This window comes from Aporhodopirellula sallentina SM41 (genome assembly GCF_000346505.1).
Lineage (GTDB): Bacteria > Planctomycetota > Planctomycetia > Pirellulales > Pirellulaceae > Rhodopirellula > Rhodopirellula sallentina.
Genome location: NZ_ANOH01000132.1, coordinates 24510 through 39484 on the forward strand (window position 1 = coordinate 24510; position 14975 = coordinate 39484).

The window sequence follows — 14975 nt, forward strand, 5'->3', positions numbered from 1 at the left end:
ATCAATCTCGGTAAAAGCGCTGAGAACAAACCTGATTATTGCTGTCGAAACAAAGGACTATCGACCACCGCGGCGATGGTGTCCACGACACGGAAGTCATGCTCGGCCGACTTCGCGAGAATCCGTTCGATCTCCGCAATATCGTCGGGTTCGGTTCCGTTGGCATACATCAGCAGTTTCTTGACAAAGCATCTGACGAACTGAATCTGATTCGCATCACTCTGCATCAACGTTCGAAACTCGGCGATGTCGTGATAGCTGTTTCCATTGCGAAAGGTCGACGAAGCATCAATGGGCAATTCAAACCGTGCCTGTTTCCGCTTCTTCGTTTTCTTTGCCGCCTGCGATGGAGTGTCGACCGTCAGTTGGACGTAGTTGTCACGCCACGCGCCGACCGGATCGAAGTTTTCAAACGCATACCCATATGGGTCGATACTGCGATGACACGAAGCACAGGTATCCTCCGCAATGTGCGCCGCCAAAATATCCTTGATCGTCTTGGCCTGACGGACGTCGGGTTCTTGAATCTCGACATCACCTGGAGGCGGTGAAGGTTTGATTCCCATGTAATTTTCGAGAACGTAAACCGCCCGATGAATCGGGGATGTCCCCAGGGTATCGGCAGTCAACGTGAGAAAGGCTCCCATCCCCAACAAACCACCACGCCTGCCATCGGTGAACTGATAACGACGCAGCGTGGAATCGTCCGGCACGTCATCGATTCCATAAACCTTAGCGAGGTCAGCGTTGATGAACGAATAGTCGGAGGTCAACATTTCGGGAACCGGCAAATTGTTCTCTACCGCATACCGGAAGAACGCCTTGGCCTCAGCAACCATGTCATCGCTCACACTCTTTCGATGGTAATGCGGATAGTGGTCTGGATCGGGCGCCATGAAATTGATCCGGTCCAACTGCAACCACGCGTGCGGAAACTCATCGAGAAATTCGTCCGCCTTCGCATCACGAATGTACAACTCGACCGCATCTCGCACGGACTCAAAATCATTCAGTTCGCCTGCCGCAACCTGCTGGCGTAGAACAACCTCTGGCAGCGTACTGCGGAAAAAGTAAGACAGCTTTGTCGCAAACCGATCGGCTGGCGTCCCCTCCTCTGGATCAATCAACAAAAACGAGGGGGAAACAAAGATCGCAACGATGCCCTCTTTAAGAGCTTCGATATTTCCGAGTTCCGCCTTTCGCTGCTCAACGAGTCTGACAAACGGATCGAGTTCACCGTCACGCACCTCTCGTTTCCACGCACGCTCCGCAATTCGTTTGAGAACCTTCTCGGCATCCTGTACATCAGGAGACGCACCGATCAGATTCACCTGCCGTTGGGGTGGCCATGAATTGTAGAATGGTCCTTCCACGACGGCACCATAAACCCTCGGCCGAGGCCCACGCCAGTAATCGACCCAGTGGCTCCAATGATTGACACCGAGTTTCCGACGCCCTCCTTTCTTGCGTATTTGAGCGACGACCTCTTCGTACAACTCGGGATCGTGTTGTTTGATGTGATCGTGGGCGATGGCTTGCTGAAACTTAAAGTTCCCGTTGCCACGCTTACGCAGCCCATCGGTCGGATACGATAGCTCGATGCGTGTCCCTTTGGCGAGCCACTCCGTCAACTCGATCTCCTTCATGTCATCGTCTGGAAGATCAAAGACGCGTTCTCGATCACCGAGATGCACCGCGAGGCGAATCGGATCACCATCGTGGACGCCTGTCATTTCAGCGTCGTAGTAGCCACGATCGATTCCAGTCGCTCGAATTTGAATGTTGTAGTATCCGGTTTCCGGAACGCTATCGAAGTTGTCAAAATACATCCGCACCCTCATGTCGCGAAAATCCACGCTGTCCGGGTGACGCACCGCAGACTCACGCCGACGAGTTTGCTGGCTCAGCGAGGTCATCTTCAACATTTCGGACGGCACTTCATACCGCTCCGACTCTGGTTTCTCACCGGTCCAAATGACCGCATCGACCACATTGCGAACCGCCGCGATGTACTTTTCGAGATGATACTCGCTGATACCCAGTGCGTCGCCGTTGGTATCGAAACCTTCATGCAATGTATCGCCGAGTAGATCCCCGAGCGGAAAGTGCGTCCCGGGATCTTCGATGCCCAATGCGTCACTGATACTGTTGGCAAACTCTCGATTATTCAGCCGTCGAGTGGGGACCGAACTTACCGCAGCCTTTTTCTCACCAGCCGCGATAATAACGCGACGAAGATAGCGTGCGATGCGTTCGCGTTCGCTTGGGGTCACGCTCGAATCATCGTTCGGAGGCATATCTCCGAGTGACACGTACTCCAAACTCGCCTGCCAGTACTCGCGGCTCTCCTCGTTCACGGAGTCGCCGAGCATTTTCAAATGAAACCCTCCTTCAGGATCACTGCCCGAATGGCATTCCATGCAGTATCGCTGCAAAATCGCATGGTCATTTGCATCAACCGACCCAAGCAACCCCACGCACGCCAACAGGATTGCGATCGACACCCTGCTGCGTCCCACCGAGTAGTTACGCATATTCAAGATCGAAACTCCCGGTGCTAAGGTTGAATCGGTCACGCTCAATCCCGAACCGCTGCATCAGGGTGACGAACAAATTGCACAACGGCATGTTGTTCCCCGCCGGGCTTCGCGTATCGACATGCCCGAGGTGATTGAAGCCGCCTCCGGCGACCAAGATCGGCAGGTTGCGGTTGGAGTGTGTGCCGCCGTACCCCATTCCGCTGCCAAAGAGAATCACGGTGTGGTCGAGCAAACTTCCATCAGCATTCGGTTCGTCGATTTCGTCGAGTTGCTTCATAAATCGCGACAACTGTTCGATCTGAAAGGACTCGATCGCAACGAGTTCAGACACAACCTGCTCGTCCTTTCCGTTGTGCGTGCACGCGTGATACCCTCGCGTCACCCCGTTCACGTCGGTGTATCCGAGTTCGTTCGGAAACGCGATGGTGGCAACGCGAGTAAGGTCCGTTTGAAAAGCATACGCGACCATATCGAATATCGCGTTGTATCGTCGGATGATCGTCGCTTCCCCTTGGAGGTGATGCGAAATATCGTACTCCGGCTTGTCACGCCCGACCCAATCATGGCGGGTTTGAATCCGCTGCTCCAACTCACGAATCGACGTTCCAAATTGATCGAGACGCTCTCGGTCAGCGACGCTCGCCCGCGACTTCACATCGGCAAACTGTTCTCCGACCGCGTCGAGGATGCTGCTGTTTCGCTCGAGCGTTTGAACCTGCTCTCGTTTCGCTTGTTCACTGAGATTCAGAAACAAATGCTCGAACATCTTCTCAGGATTCGTGAACGGTTTCAGCTCAACTCCGTTGGCATTCCACACCATCCGGATTCCAGTCTGCAATGCCGCATGGATCGATGGAAAACGAACGTCGTCGCCGATATGCCTGGCAATCAACTGATCAATCGACATATTTTTTTCGGCAAACGCGTGACTGGTCTCGGGCAACACACCGCTGAGAAACGCAATCTCCCGACCGTGGCCGCTCTTCATCCCATGGTCGGTATGAGACAGCACGGTAAATCGATCTCGCACCCACTCGAGCGGCTGCAACGTTCGAGACATGGTGTAGTCAGTCCCGAAATCACGCGGAAAAAAATTGGGCGGATGCATTCCCAAAGGATTCCCCACAACGAGAAATCGCAACGGTGCCGCGACTGTGTCGGACCGCCTCTCTCGCGCGCGAACTTCACTCCCTCGAGCAACTGACTCGAGCCGCGGCAGCGCCAGTGCACCGCCAAGCCCCTGCAAAATCGACCGACGAGAAAACGACATAATTCCTACTCTCTTTGAAAGGCACATCGGCCGGCAGATCGAAATCACAACTCATTTCCGGCTCACGAATAGCCAGCTCAGGAATTCAAAACCGGATCGGATGCACACCACACTTCGTTGGCTCGATGCCTTCCGTCAGCTATCAATCGGAGTGTTTGCCCCGCGAGTCATCCTTCGGCCAGGATTCCACCAGTCTATCTGCCCGAGCGGCGACAACCTGCCGCACTTTTTGCACAAATTTCGCAAGGAATTTGTCGTCTCTATTCCGAGCGTCTCTATTTCAAACCGATTCGACAACTCATTCGCCGCTCGGCGATTCACGCGGTAGATACGTGAAAACCGTGCGAGCGTCTGGCGGCGACTCGAATCCCCTCAGGTTCTTCTGCAGCCTCATCGCGTGAACGGCCCGTTCGCTTTACCCCGCCCGTGATTCATTCGAGATCACCGGAATTTCAGAACCGAACTCGATCGCTCTCCGGTGACGCTATCATAACCAAGCATTCATCACCTCGATTCACACTCCCGTGCAACAACCATGTCACAGCCCGCTGAGCGTTTTTGGATTTTCACAATCGCCGTCTTCGCAATCACTCTTGGTTCGTATCCATCACTGGCAGAGGATAGACCTCAGCAACCCAACGTCGTTCTTTTCGTTTCAGACGACCACGGGCTCGACGCTCTTGGTTGTTATGGAAACCCTGTCATCCAAACGCCGAACATGGACCAACTCGCCGAGGACGGAGTCCGTTTCACACGTGCCTACTGCACCAGTGCGAGTTGTGCAGCGAGCCGAAGCGTGATCCTGACCGGCCAATTCGGACACGCCACCGGATCGTATGGTCACGTTCACGACTACCATCACTTCAGCACGTTTGACAACGTCAAATCTTTGCCCGTCATGCTTGAAAAGGCGGGATACCGAACGACGCGAATCGGAAAATACCACCTTGCTCCCGATTCGGTATATCGTTTCCAAAAAACGCTCGACGTTGATCCTCGGAGCACCGTCGAAATGGCCGATGCCTGCCAACAAACGATCGCATCCGATCAGCCGTTCTTTCTTTACTTCTGCCCCGACGATCCACACCGCGGCCACCCATTCACGCCTGCGGTTTGGAGCGATCCGAATTCGTTCGGCAATCGTCCGGAAGGGTATCCGGGAGTGAAGACGGTAACCTACCAACCCGATGAGGTTCTCGTTCCACCGTTTCTTCCCGACACGGAACAATGCCGCGAAGAGCTAGCGCAGTACTACCAATCGGTCTCACGTATCGATCAAGGACTCGGACGCCTGATGAAACTGATCGACGAAGCAGGCAAATCAGAAAACACAATCATCATTTACCTCTCCGATAATGGCATCGCGTTCCCGGGTGCGAAGACCACCGTTTACGAACCAGGAATCCACCTACCGTTGATCGTGAAGGATCCGAGGTCTGAAAAAACGGGATCCGTCAATCACGCGATGGTCACATGGGCCGACCTCACCCCAACGATTCTCGAAATGACCGGCACGGCCGTCGATCCCAATCGGTTCCAAGGACACAGCTTCGCAGGCATCTTAGACCAGTCCTCACCGGAAGGATGGGACCGGATGTTCGCCGCCCACAACTTTCATGAACTCACCATGTACTACCCCATGAGAGTCATCCGCCAAGGCGATCACAAACTGATTTGGAATATCGCATACGGGCTCAGCTATCCATTCGCATCGGACCTGTGGGCATCATCGACGTGGCAAGGTATTCATCGAACCGAAGCCACTCATTTTGGAAAGCGTTTGGTTTCCGCATATTTGTTCCGACCGGAATTCGAGCTCTACGATCTATCATCGGATCCGGATGAACTCAAAAACCTTGCGAGCGATCCGAAACACGCCGATTTGCTCGAGAAACTCAAAGGCGAACTCAAAGAATTTCAAATTGAGACGAAAGATCCTTGGCAAATTCAATGGAACAATGAGAGCCAAGTGCAAGGCACCGGCGTGGGACTGTAGTTCACGTCCGGCACGACGTAGTGCGTTCACTCCTGCCTTGTCGATCCGTGCGACACCTTTCCCATCCGTGCGTTCGTGCCCACTTCATAGTCAAAATCGCACCACCATGTCTCGGTTTACATGGCAATTTGAAGCGGCATGATCGTTGCATCCCCATTCACGTGAGCATCCAACTCGCGCGCAAATGTAATGGGGAGAAAAGCAATGACGACCACATGTCAAGATGCCGCAATGCGTCGGCGTTCCAGCAATCTCAACAAACGCCTGCGAGGTGCGGTAGAGTTTGCCGTTTTGGCTCCGTCGAGCCACAACACGCAACCGTGGAAATTCCGGATCGTTCGCGATGGCATCGAACTTTATGCCGACCGTGATCGAGCGCTTCCGGTAGTGGATCCACACGACCGAGAACTTACGATCAGTTGTGGTGCGGCACTCTATCACCTTCGACTTGCGTTGAACTGTGATTCACTGGCCACGCTTATCCATGTACTTCCTTCCGCCGATCACCCCGACCTGCTCGCTCGGTTGCGGGTCAGTGGGCCTCACACTCCGGATGAAGACGAACAAGAATTGTTTCGGGCAATCGCGCACCGGCGAACCAATCGACAACCATTCGACCACCGAAACGTTCCTCTTTCGATCTTTGACGAATGGTACCTGGACCTGAAAGAACATAATTGTTGGTTGCAACTCGTCGAAGACAAGACGCAAAAGCACATCATCGCCGACCTAATATCCGAAGGCGATCGCCTGCAGGGCAGCGACCGGCGTTTTCGTCGTGAATTGTCTCAATGGGTTCATCCCAATCGCACGTCATGTCGCGACGGAATGCCGGGCTACGCACATGGAATAAACATGATCGCATCGTACCTGGGTCCACTGATGGTTCGCACATTCGATTGGGGCGAAGGACAGGCGGCCAAAGATCGTCAATTGGCCGAGGGGTCGCCCTTGCTCGCGATCATTGGAACCCAAGACGATACCCCGGAAGCCTGGATGTCGACCGGACAAGCCTTGGCCAAAATGCTACTCCGAGGCACGTCCCGTGGCTTGTCAGCATCGTTCTTGAATCAACCCATCGAAGTCACCTCTCTCAGACCGGAGATCGAGGATCAGTGTGATGAAAAAGGCTTCCCGCAGATTCTCCTGAGATGGGGTTACGGCCGGGAGGTGCCGGCAACTCCCCGGCGCAGTGTCGAAGAGGTCTTGGTGTGACACGCTTTCGACACACACCTAACATGATGTAGCCGATGTCGCCAGAATTCGGTGGCCTGAATCTGCGGGCCTGAATTTGCGAACCCGCATTCTGGCGAATCTTTTCGCAGCATGGCTTCGAAACCCTCTCAATCGGCCCGCTGATACTTCGTACGAAACTCGCTGATATCTCCACTACGTCCCATCAACATCAACGTGTCGCCAGCATGAATCAATTGCGCGGCGTCGGGGTTGAAGACGAGTTGTTCGTCTTTGGTTTGAATCGCCACGATCAGCAGTTTATGGTCGCGGTGCGCATCGGTTGCCCCAACTGACATGCCAACAAGCCCACTCAACTCATCGACACACAATTCATCCAACTCGAGGTCAGCGAACTCGCGCTGAGACAACAACTCGATTAGGTCGGCCGTCGTGGGTCTGGTAATCACACGGGCCATTTGACGCGATCCCACCACCGTCGGCATCACCACACGATCGGCCCCGGCCTGGCGCAGTTTCTTTTCGGTGCTGCGTTGATCCGCTCTCGCCACGATTTGAATTTTTGAGTTGAGATTTCGCGCCGTCAGAGTCAGGAACACGTTTTCCGCGTCACCCGACAAGGCAGCCACCAACGTTCGAGCACGCTCGATTCCGACGGATTCCAACGTCGCTTCCTCGGTTGCATCGCCCGTTATACACGGGAATTCAAGAAGATCCGCTTCTCGAATCCGTTCGCCGTTGCTTTCAATGATGACAACGGTTCTTCCCTGCGACCGCAGGTCTTCGGCCAGACTATGCCCCATCCGTCCGAAACCACAAATGATGACGTGGTTATTCATGTCAGCGATTTCTGCGGTCATTCGACGAAGTCCGATTAGACGATCAATTTCACCGGCCAAGAGCAGTTGGATTAACCCACCGAAGGTGTACGCCGCAGCAGACATCCCGATCAAAATGACGAAGACGGTGAACAACTGCAACGCCGGCGAGAGCGAACTGGACTCACTATATCCCACCGTGGAGATCGTGATCACTACCATCCAGATCGATTCGAGCCACCCGTAATCGCCGACGTAGCGATACCCGGTTACCGCGACGGCGAACACGAACGCGAGCAGCACACCGCCGGCTGCGATCCGTTCAATCGGGGTTTTCCCCGGAAACGCCGTCACGGACTTTTCACCCGATCAGACACTTGTTTCACACGATGCGACGGTCTCACGACACTCACTCTCGGAGCTGCAACGAAAGCGATCGAGTAGCCGGTAGAGTTTGCGGCGGTGTATCCCCAACTTCCTCGCCGTACTGGCTTTATTGCCATGCTCTTTCGCGAGCACTTCTTCAACGTGAACACGCACCACCTCATCGAGTTTGAAATGCGAGTTCCCGAGCATATCGGAATGCGTGGGGACAATAGGAGCGGCATCGGTGCGAATAACGTTATCGGTACAATTTCGTTTCGACAATGATCGATTGTAATGAACAACCTCGTGCGGCAGGTCGTTGACCATAATATCAAAGTCGTCTGCCAGAATTGAGGCTCGCTCAATGACGTTGATCAGTTGCCGTACGTTGCCCGGCCAAGGATAACGATTGAGAATTTCTCGCGCCGCTGGGTCGATCCGATACGACTTCGGCAAAAAGTGATCGATCAACCGATCGACATCACCTTCGCGTTCTCGCAAGGTCGGCAATTGAATCGCGAACACATTGATCCGATAAAACAAATCTTCGCGGAAACGTCCTGCGTCGACTTCGTTTTGCAGATCACGGTTGGTCGCCGCGATCAAACGCACCGTAACACGGCGTTCACGATGGCACCCCACTCGTCGCATCGTCCCGTCCTCCAAAACTCGCAGCAGTTTTGGCTGCAGAGACAACGGCAACTCGCCGACTTCGTCGATGAACAGCGTGCCCCCATCGGCAATTTCAAACAATCCCGGTTTCTCTGCCGTCGCCCCGGTAAACGCGCCTTTGAGATGTCCAAATAATTCACTTTCAACCAAATTCTCTGGGAACGCGGCACAGTTCACCGTCACAAAGGGACAGTCGGCTAAAGGACTCGCTTGCTGGATCGCCCTCGCGACCAATTCTTTTCCGGTACCGCTCTCGCCTTGAATCAAAACCGGTTTGTTAGTCGGTCCGACTTTATCAATCAATCCGAGAACCTGCCGCAAAGGTTCGGATTCACCGACGAGTGAGGCGGTCGGACGCGATCGCGAAATCACTGCTTTGAGTTGTTTATTCTCTTTCTTTAGCAGCCGACGTTCCCGGGCACGAAAACAATGATGCTCGAGATCCGCCAATGAACATGGCTTGCGCAGGAATTCACATGCTCCCATTTTCATAGCCGAAACGGCGGTTTCGACGGTTCCCTGTCCCGTCAGAATGATCACCTCGACGTCGAGATGCTCTTGGTGAACCCGCTGCAGTAGCTCGAGGCCCGACATGCCGGGCATATTCATATCAAAGACGCCAACGTCGAACGTTTGCCGCTGCAAAAGAGTGAGAGCTTCCGCGGCGTTGGAGACATCGGTCACCTCATGACCTTTTCGCCGCAACCACTTTGCGGCCGAACGACGTGAATCTTCTTCATCATCAACAAGCAATATTTTGATCGGTTGTTCAGACATCTCATTCTTCACAGATGGATAGCGAACGATTGCGGGGCCGTTCGGTCGGATAGTGATTGCGGTAGACAACCGCACACGACTCCCGCGTGATGCGAAAAACGTTCCGTCACCGAAAACGGCTATTTGCACGTGCAAAACACGTCGCCACGTGCGAACTCGCACGATCGCACACCAGCGCAATTCCTTTCGTACGTCGATTCGTTTTATCGTTCGCACAACAGATAGGTGTGACTAAGAGCCGAACTCCTGCGGAAAGTACACGTGCATGACCGCCCCACCGGCAGGATGATTGGAAGCTTCGATCGTGCCGTTGTGTGCCTCAGCAATCCGTTGGCAGACCGCCAACCCCAACCCTGTGCCTTGCTGTTTATTGGTAAAGAACGGCTCGAACATGCACTGCCTAGTTTCTTCGCTAATCCCGCTTCCGTAGTCCCGGACGGAGATTTCAATCCCCTGGGTTTGCTCCCGCTGGAAACGTTGGCATCGGATCTCGATATCCTTCCCAGGTGGACTCGCATGCACTGCGTTGTCCAACAGATGACGTAACAGCACCCGAAATCGATCGACATCGAAACTGACTGCGGGCAGGTCTTCGTCGCACGATATGCGGACGTTGGAGTCTGCCCCACATTCCCATGACCACTGATCGACGATGACGCCGAGCAATTGCGACAACTCCACGACCGAGCGTTTCAATAGAATCGGCGCCGCATACTCCCGCACCTCTTCATAGTTGCGGTGAATCCCTCGCAACGCGTTTCGAATACGATGAGTCAATTGAAGAGACTCGCTGTTCGTCTCCAAATCCATCTCGAGTAGGTCGAGACAGGATTCTGCACGCTGCATCGCATTGCGTGACTCATGCGACAACCCCGACACCATCTGCGAGACGGCTGCCAAACGTTCACATTCCAGGTGCTTTCGATAACACCAATCATGGTCGGTAACGCTGACCACGTTGATCAACCGAATCTCCCCCGCGTCGGTCTCCAACGCATGCAGACAAACTTTTGTCAAGAAAAACGTTTTGTCTCTTCGACGCGCCGATAGCCACCATTTTTTTCCGGGTTCTGGATCTCGCACATGTGACATGAAGCACGACGAATGTGCCTCCGCGTCACCTTTAGACTCAAACCGGAACAGACGTTCAATCGCCATTCCGACGAGCTCGGCATCGACATACCCGAACCACTCCTGAGCCACGGGATTGGCCTGGGAAATCGTCCCGTTAGGGGTCGTCAGGAAGATCGCCACCGGCGACGTTTCGATCAGAATGTTCGCAATTCGATTGCGACTCAAAGGAACCATCGCTTGCATCATTGTTCCAACCCAAGGGAGTCAACAAACAGGCAAGCCGATTGCCGCAAGCGGAGTGCCGTTTCTCGCGTTTGAACAGAATCACTCAGCAGAAAAGTCTGGCACAGCGTTCGCATTATGCTTCCTGAAGTGATTGGCATCCCGATCGGAAGATTTGACTCAGCAGGATTTGTTTTCGCACACGGAGGTTCTCTCAACAGGGCCTCGAAGAGTTTTCTCTTCCTATCTAAAATTTGAGCATCCAGTTCCTCAAATCGGATAGGATGAAATCAGTCGGGCGTCGCCAGACCCCAGTAATCGTCATTACCGAAAGTGATCCATATGCGTGCGATAGTAATTTACGCGTCGTGCGGAGGCCAAACGCGGCGAATCGCGCAACGCGTTGCCAAGACGATGACACAGCGCCGAGTCCCCACCGACACGTTCGACGTCACCAAACTCTCTGTTACCGAACTCGCGGTGAACTTCTACGACGCAGTCGTGTTTGGTTCGCCGATCTACTTCGGTGAACATGATCGTCGTATCCTGTGGTGCATGCGGGAGCACCGTCGCTTTCTCGCATCCGTCCCAACAGCGTTTTTCTCGGTGTGTCTGAATATCATCAACGCCCAAGAAGAGCGATGTAGAACGAACGATGACGTCACCAACGACATGCGAACGAGGATACCGTTTCAACCATCACGCCACGTTACATTTGCCGGTGCGTTGAGGTATTCCGAGTATGGATGGTTGAAGAAACGCATCATGCATTCCCTCGCTTTGCAATCCGGTTACGAAAGCGAACTGGGTCACGATCGGGAATACACCGATTGGGATCATGTCAACTCATTCGCAGTTGACTTCGCCGATGAAGCGAGAGCGTTTCACCATCAATCGAGAAGCGTGCAGATTCCCGCCGACGCCAAACGCCCCGCGGAAGCAAAATGGCATCGCATCCATCGCTCGGAAGTGCAGTCGAACAGCCCCGTTTCTCGTTGAGAAGACGTCTCCGATTGCAGACCGGCGGGCTCACACGCTCACTTGTTCGTTCTTCTGGTCAATTGAGTAACAGCAACTCTGCCCGCGACTGGGTCTTGCAACTCGCATCAGAAAGCAAGCTCCGGATTGATCGGTATCGCTGATTTCAATGCCACCACCATGTGCCTCGAGAATTCGTTGCACGATCGACATCCCCAATCCGGTACCGCGGGCTTTGGTTGTGAAGAAGGGATCAAATAGCTTTTCCCTCTGCTGCTGCGTCAAACCGGGACCGTTATCCTGAACAATGACGTGAATCCAACCGGGTTCATCACAACGACAGGTGACGCAAATCTGTGCCGGGTCACTGCAGGCGGCGAGTGAGTTTTCGAAGAGATTACGAAAGACGCGTTCCATCCGTATCTCATCGACCTCAACCACGATATCGCAGTCACAGATATCTTCTTTCAGGCTCGCAACCCGATTTGATCGCGTGATGGCCAGATACTCCCATACACGTCGCCACACAGTAGGCAGGAAAACCGGTTCCGCATTCAAATGAATCGGCGCGGCATACTCACGAACTTCCTCGAGTGTTTCCTTCAATTCGTTCGACGCACGGTAGATCGAATCCACCTCATCTCGCATGTCCGATCCGACCGGAATGTCGAGCTGCAGTATTTCAACGCTCGCCTGGATGCGTTGCAACGCATTGCGACTCTCGTGCGCAATCCTCGCGACGGTCTGCCCGATCGCTGCTAAACGTTGCGACTGAACCGAACTTTGCTGCGCCGCGATCAGGTCGGTGACATCGACGCCAATCGCTAAAATCGACTTGGCTTGACCATCATCACCATAGAGAGTTGTGTTTGACCAACGTATCTGTCGCGTCGCACCCGTTTTGGTCAACACCGAGTTGACCGCACCGGTACTCTCGTTGCGACGTGCAATCTCAACGAAAATATCACGAACTTGACGACGATCATCGGTAGGCACACACGTCGTAAACCAATTCCGACCTCGTAGTTCCTCGAGTTGCCAACCCGCAATTCGGGAAAAGTAACTATTCACATGCTCGATCGTGCCATCCATATCGAGCAACAGGATGACCGCTTCGGCGGTCTTGAGCACCTCCGTCGCAAATTGATGCTCTTCGCAAAGACGATCCTCGACACGCCGCCTCTTGCAAATACGGGCCACACTCGCACGAACCACGTCGGCGTGAAACGGTTTGCAAATGTAGTCCACCACGCCGAGTTTCAACGCGACGATCGCATGATCGAGATCCGCGTACGCTGCGACAATAACAAAGTCCGCGTTGGGCAATAACTGCTTCAATTCCGGTAGCACATCTTCGGCCAGACCGTCAGGCAATTCTCTCTCGAGGATCACCAACGCGATCGAAGGTTGAATGCCAGCCGTGCGAATCTCATCGAACGTTTCTGCGATACGGACGCTGTGACCATCGTCCCGCAAGATTTGCGTCAAACTTGACGAACAGTCGCGATCCGCTTCGACGAGCAATACGTTCAACGCATCATACATCTTCCCTACCGTCCTACCGAGAAACACGCTTGACAAAAAAGTGCCCCGTCACCCCACAACCGTCATCGGGTCGTAGGTTCCATCGACACCGGGCTCGCAGGAAGAAGAACCAACATCCCCACGGTTCGTTGTCGCAAACATCTGCGAGCGGCCCCGCACTCCATGCAGTCAATACGTTCAGCATACCGAAACGCCCCGCATCGTTTAGCCCGAAAGTTCGGATTTATCGGCAGCGCATTGTCGCACGCCTTCTCTAACCACACCGGAAATTGGATTCACAAAAGAGTTGACGCGATGTGCACGCGTGCCATATCGCACGAATCGATTTCGCCAACGTGCAACGAAGCACAATTCGCATTCAGAACAGCGGCTTCTTTCATTGGTACGCAAACTGCGATGTCTCTTCGGCAGGCACCGGACGTGAATACATTCCCCCGAATTGACGTACGAGGAGACCAGAGCATGAAGATTCTATTGGCAACCGATGGCTCTTCCGCTTCCACCGAAGCGGCAAAATTCGTTGTAAATTTGGCGAAGAATTCTCCGGTCGATGTTGTGGTACTCACCGTTTCGTTCGATCCGGAACACTATCCCATGCATCCCTGGAGCGGGCACTGGACCGAACACGCCCAGGATCGCACTCAGCCTATTTTAGACCGAGCAAAATCGCTTCTGAGCGAATCCTGCCAATCCGTTTCACTGGTTCACGGGTCGGGATCGGCGGCTCCCTGCATTCTCGACCAAGCAAAGAAGTCCGAAGTCGACCTGATTGTCCTTGGTGCCAAAGGTCACACCGCGCTGCACCGTGTGCTGCTGGGGAGCGTTTCCGACAGTGTTGCCAGCAACGCGGAGTGCTCTGTCGTCGTGGTCCGACACCGCCCCAAAGCCGACGATCCGGTCAAAAGGATCGTGGTCGGTTTCGACCAATCAATCGCCTCTCGCGAAGCCGTCTTTGAGCTGATGCAGTGGAACCTCGCCAATGACTGCAGAGTCGACTTGGTCAGCGTTGCTTTGCAACCGTATGTCTTCGTAGGTGAGGGCTATGCGGGGCCGCCGATCACCATTGACCCTGAGTTGGTTGAGCGAATTGACGAGGCCGCCGAAAGAATCGCGAGCCAAGTTGCCGACCACTTTCCTGACACCCATGCGCAAACACGTGTTTCCGATCACATCGGTGACTCGATCGTCAACGTCGCGGAGGAAACCAATGCGGAGCTGATCGTCGTCGGTGACACCGGACACAGCCTGCTGAGCCGGTTCTTATTGGGGAGCACGTCAAAGTATGTCCTACGACATGCTCCTTGCAGCGTTTGGATCTCGCGACACCACTGGAACGCCGACGCCACACCGAAAGAGGCAACCAACGCAGCCGCAACCGGTTAAATCAACTCGCAACGATCCGAACACTCATCGGCTGGCCGGTGTTAACCACGGTTACGCCGAGACAACCGGGGCCCACTCTCGCCGGCTAGTCAATTTACCGAGGGTTTGGGTTTGGTTCGTTGTGACGTTTGCAGGAGCAC

10 protein-coding genes are annotated in these 14975 nt (G+C 54.1%); 4 read left to right on the top strand and 6 right to left on the bottom strand.

Annotated features, from left to right (window positions below):
• Window positions 1–35 precede the first annotated feature (35 nt).
• Window positions 36–2534 carry a DUF1592 domain-containing protein gene (locus RSSM_RS08550; protein ID WP_063709034.1) on the bottom strand — a complete coding sequence of 833 codons (2499 nt, stop codon included), beginning with the start codon at window positions 2532–2534 and terminating at the stop codon, window positions 36–38.
• On the bottom strand, window positions 2527–3837 hold the full coding sequence (locus RSSM_RS08555) for a DUF1552 domain-containing protein (RefSeq protein WP_315850009.1): 1311 nt from the start codon (window positions 3835–3837) through the stop codon (window positions 2527–2529). Before RSSM_RS08555 ends, RSSM_RS08550 begins: the two co-directional genes overlap by 8 nt.
• 508 nt (window positions 3838–4345) lie before the next feature.
• Here RSSM_RS08555 and RSSM_RS08560 point away from each other — a divergent pair.
• Window positions 4346–5806: a sulfatase family protein gene (locus tag RSSM_RS08560; RefSeq protein WP_008676725.1), complete on the top strand. Its 1461-nt coding sequence runs from the start codon at window positions 4346–4348 to the stop codon at window positions 5804–5806.
• A gap of 204 nt (window positions 5807–6010) precedes the next feature.
• Window positions 6011–7021 (top strand): Acg family FMN-binding oxidoreductase, encoded by a 1011-nt coding sequence (locus tag RSSM_RS08565; RefSeq protein ID WP_236621021.1) that lies wholly within the window; start codon window positions 6011–6013, stop codon window positions 7019–7021.
• A 128-nt stretch (window positions 7022–7149) separates the two neighbouring features.
• On the opposite strand, the gene RSSM_RS08570 is transcribed toward RSSM_RS08565, so the two are convergent.
• From RSSM_RS08570 to RSSM_RS08580, 3 genes are all read right to left on the bottom strand, one after another.
• Window positions 7150–8172: a potassium channel family protein gene (locus tag RSSM_RS08570; protein WP_008676728.1), complete on the bottom strand. Its 1023-nt coding sequence runs from the start codon at window positions 8170–8172 to the stop codon at window positions 7150–7152.
• Between the two features lie 15 nt (window positions 8173–8187).
• Complete coding sequence (locus tag RSSM_RS08575; RefSeq protein ID WP_044301881.1) at window positions 8188–9633, bottom strand: sigma-54-dependent transcriptional regulator; 1446 nt, start codon at window positions 9631–9633, stop codon at window positions 8188–8190.
• A gap of 231 nt (window positions 9634–9864) precedes the next feature.
• Window positions 9865–10941: a two-component system sensor histidine kinase NtrB gene (locus tag RSSM_RS08580; RefSeq protein WP_390174049.1), complete on the bottom strand. Its 1077-nt coding sequence runs from the start codon at window positions 10939–10941 to the stop codon at window positions 9865–9867.
• Between the two features lie 330 nt (window positions 10942–11271).
• On the opposite strand from RSSM_RS08580, the gene RSSM_RS08585 reads away from it, so the two are divergent.
• Window positions 11272–11928: a flavodoxin domain-containing protein gene (locus RSSM_RS08585; RefSeq protein ID WP_008676734.1), complete on the top strand. Its 657-nt coding sequence runs from the start codon at window positions 11272–11274 to the stop codon at window positions 11926–11928.
• 30 nt (window positions 11929–11958) lie between these two features.
• Here the strand turns inward: RSSM_RS08585 and RSSM_RS08590 are convergent, their stop codons facing one another.
• Window positions 11959–13452, bottom strand: a complete 1494-nt coding sequence (locus tag RSSM_RS08590) for an ATP-binding protein (RefSeq protein WP_008676736.1) — start codon at window positions 13450–13452, stop codon at window positions 11959–11961.
• 462 nt (window positions 13453–13914) lie between these two features.
• Here RSSM_RS08590 and RSSM_RS08595 point away from each other — a divergent pair, with 462 nt between their 5' ends.
• Window positions 13915–14835, top strand: coding sequence for a universal stress protein (locus RSSM_RS08595; RefSeq protein WP_008676738.1), 921 nt, complete (start codon window positions 13915–13917; stop codon window positions 14833–14835).
• Window positions 14836–14975 lie beyond the last annotated feature (140 nt).

Excerpts from the sequence above, each read along its gene's own strand:
- RSSM_RS08550 (WP_063709034.1), bottom strand. The coding sequence starts at position 2,534 with ATGCGTAACTACTCGGTGGGACGCAGCAGGGTGTCGATCGCAATCCTG.
- RSSM_RS08555 (WP_315850009.1), bottom strand. The coding sequence starts at position 3,837 with ATGTGCCTTTCAAAGAGAGTAGGAATTATGTCGTTTTCTCGTCGGTCG.
- RSSM_RS08560 (WP_008676725.1), top strand. The coding sequence starts at position 4,346 with ATGTCACAGCCCGCTGAGCGTTTTTGGATTTTCACAATCGCCGTCTTC.
- RSSM_RS08565 (WP_236621021.1), top strand. The coding sequence starts at position 6,011 with ATGACGACCACATGTCAAGATGCCGCAATGCGTCGGCGTTCCAGCAAT.
- RSSM_RS08575 (WP_044301881.1), bottom strand. The coding sequence starts at position 9,633 with ATGTCTGAACAACCGATCAAAATATTGCTTGTTGATGATGAAGAAGAT.
- RSSM_RS08580 (WP_390174049.1), bottom strand. The coding sequence starts at position 10,941 with ATGGTTCCTTTGAGTCGCAATCGAATTGCGAACATTCTGATCGAAACG.
- RSSM_RS08585 (WP_008676734.1), top strand. The coding sequence starts at position 11,272 with ATGCGTGCGATAGTAATTTACGCGTCGTGCGGAGGCCAAACGCGGCGA.
- RSSM_RS08590 (WP_008676736.1), bottom strand. The coding sequence starts at position 13,452 with ATGTATGATGCGTTGAACGTATTGCTCGTCGAAGCGGATCGCGACTGT.
- RSSM_RS08595 (WP_008676738.1), top strand. The coding sequence starts at position 13,915 with ATGAAGATTCTATTGGCAACCGATGGCTCTTCCGCTTCCACCGAAGCG.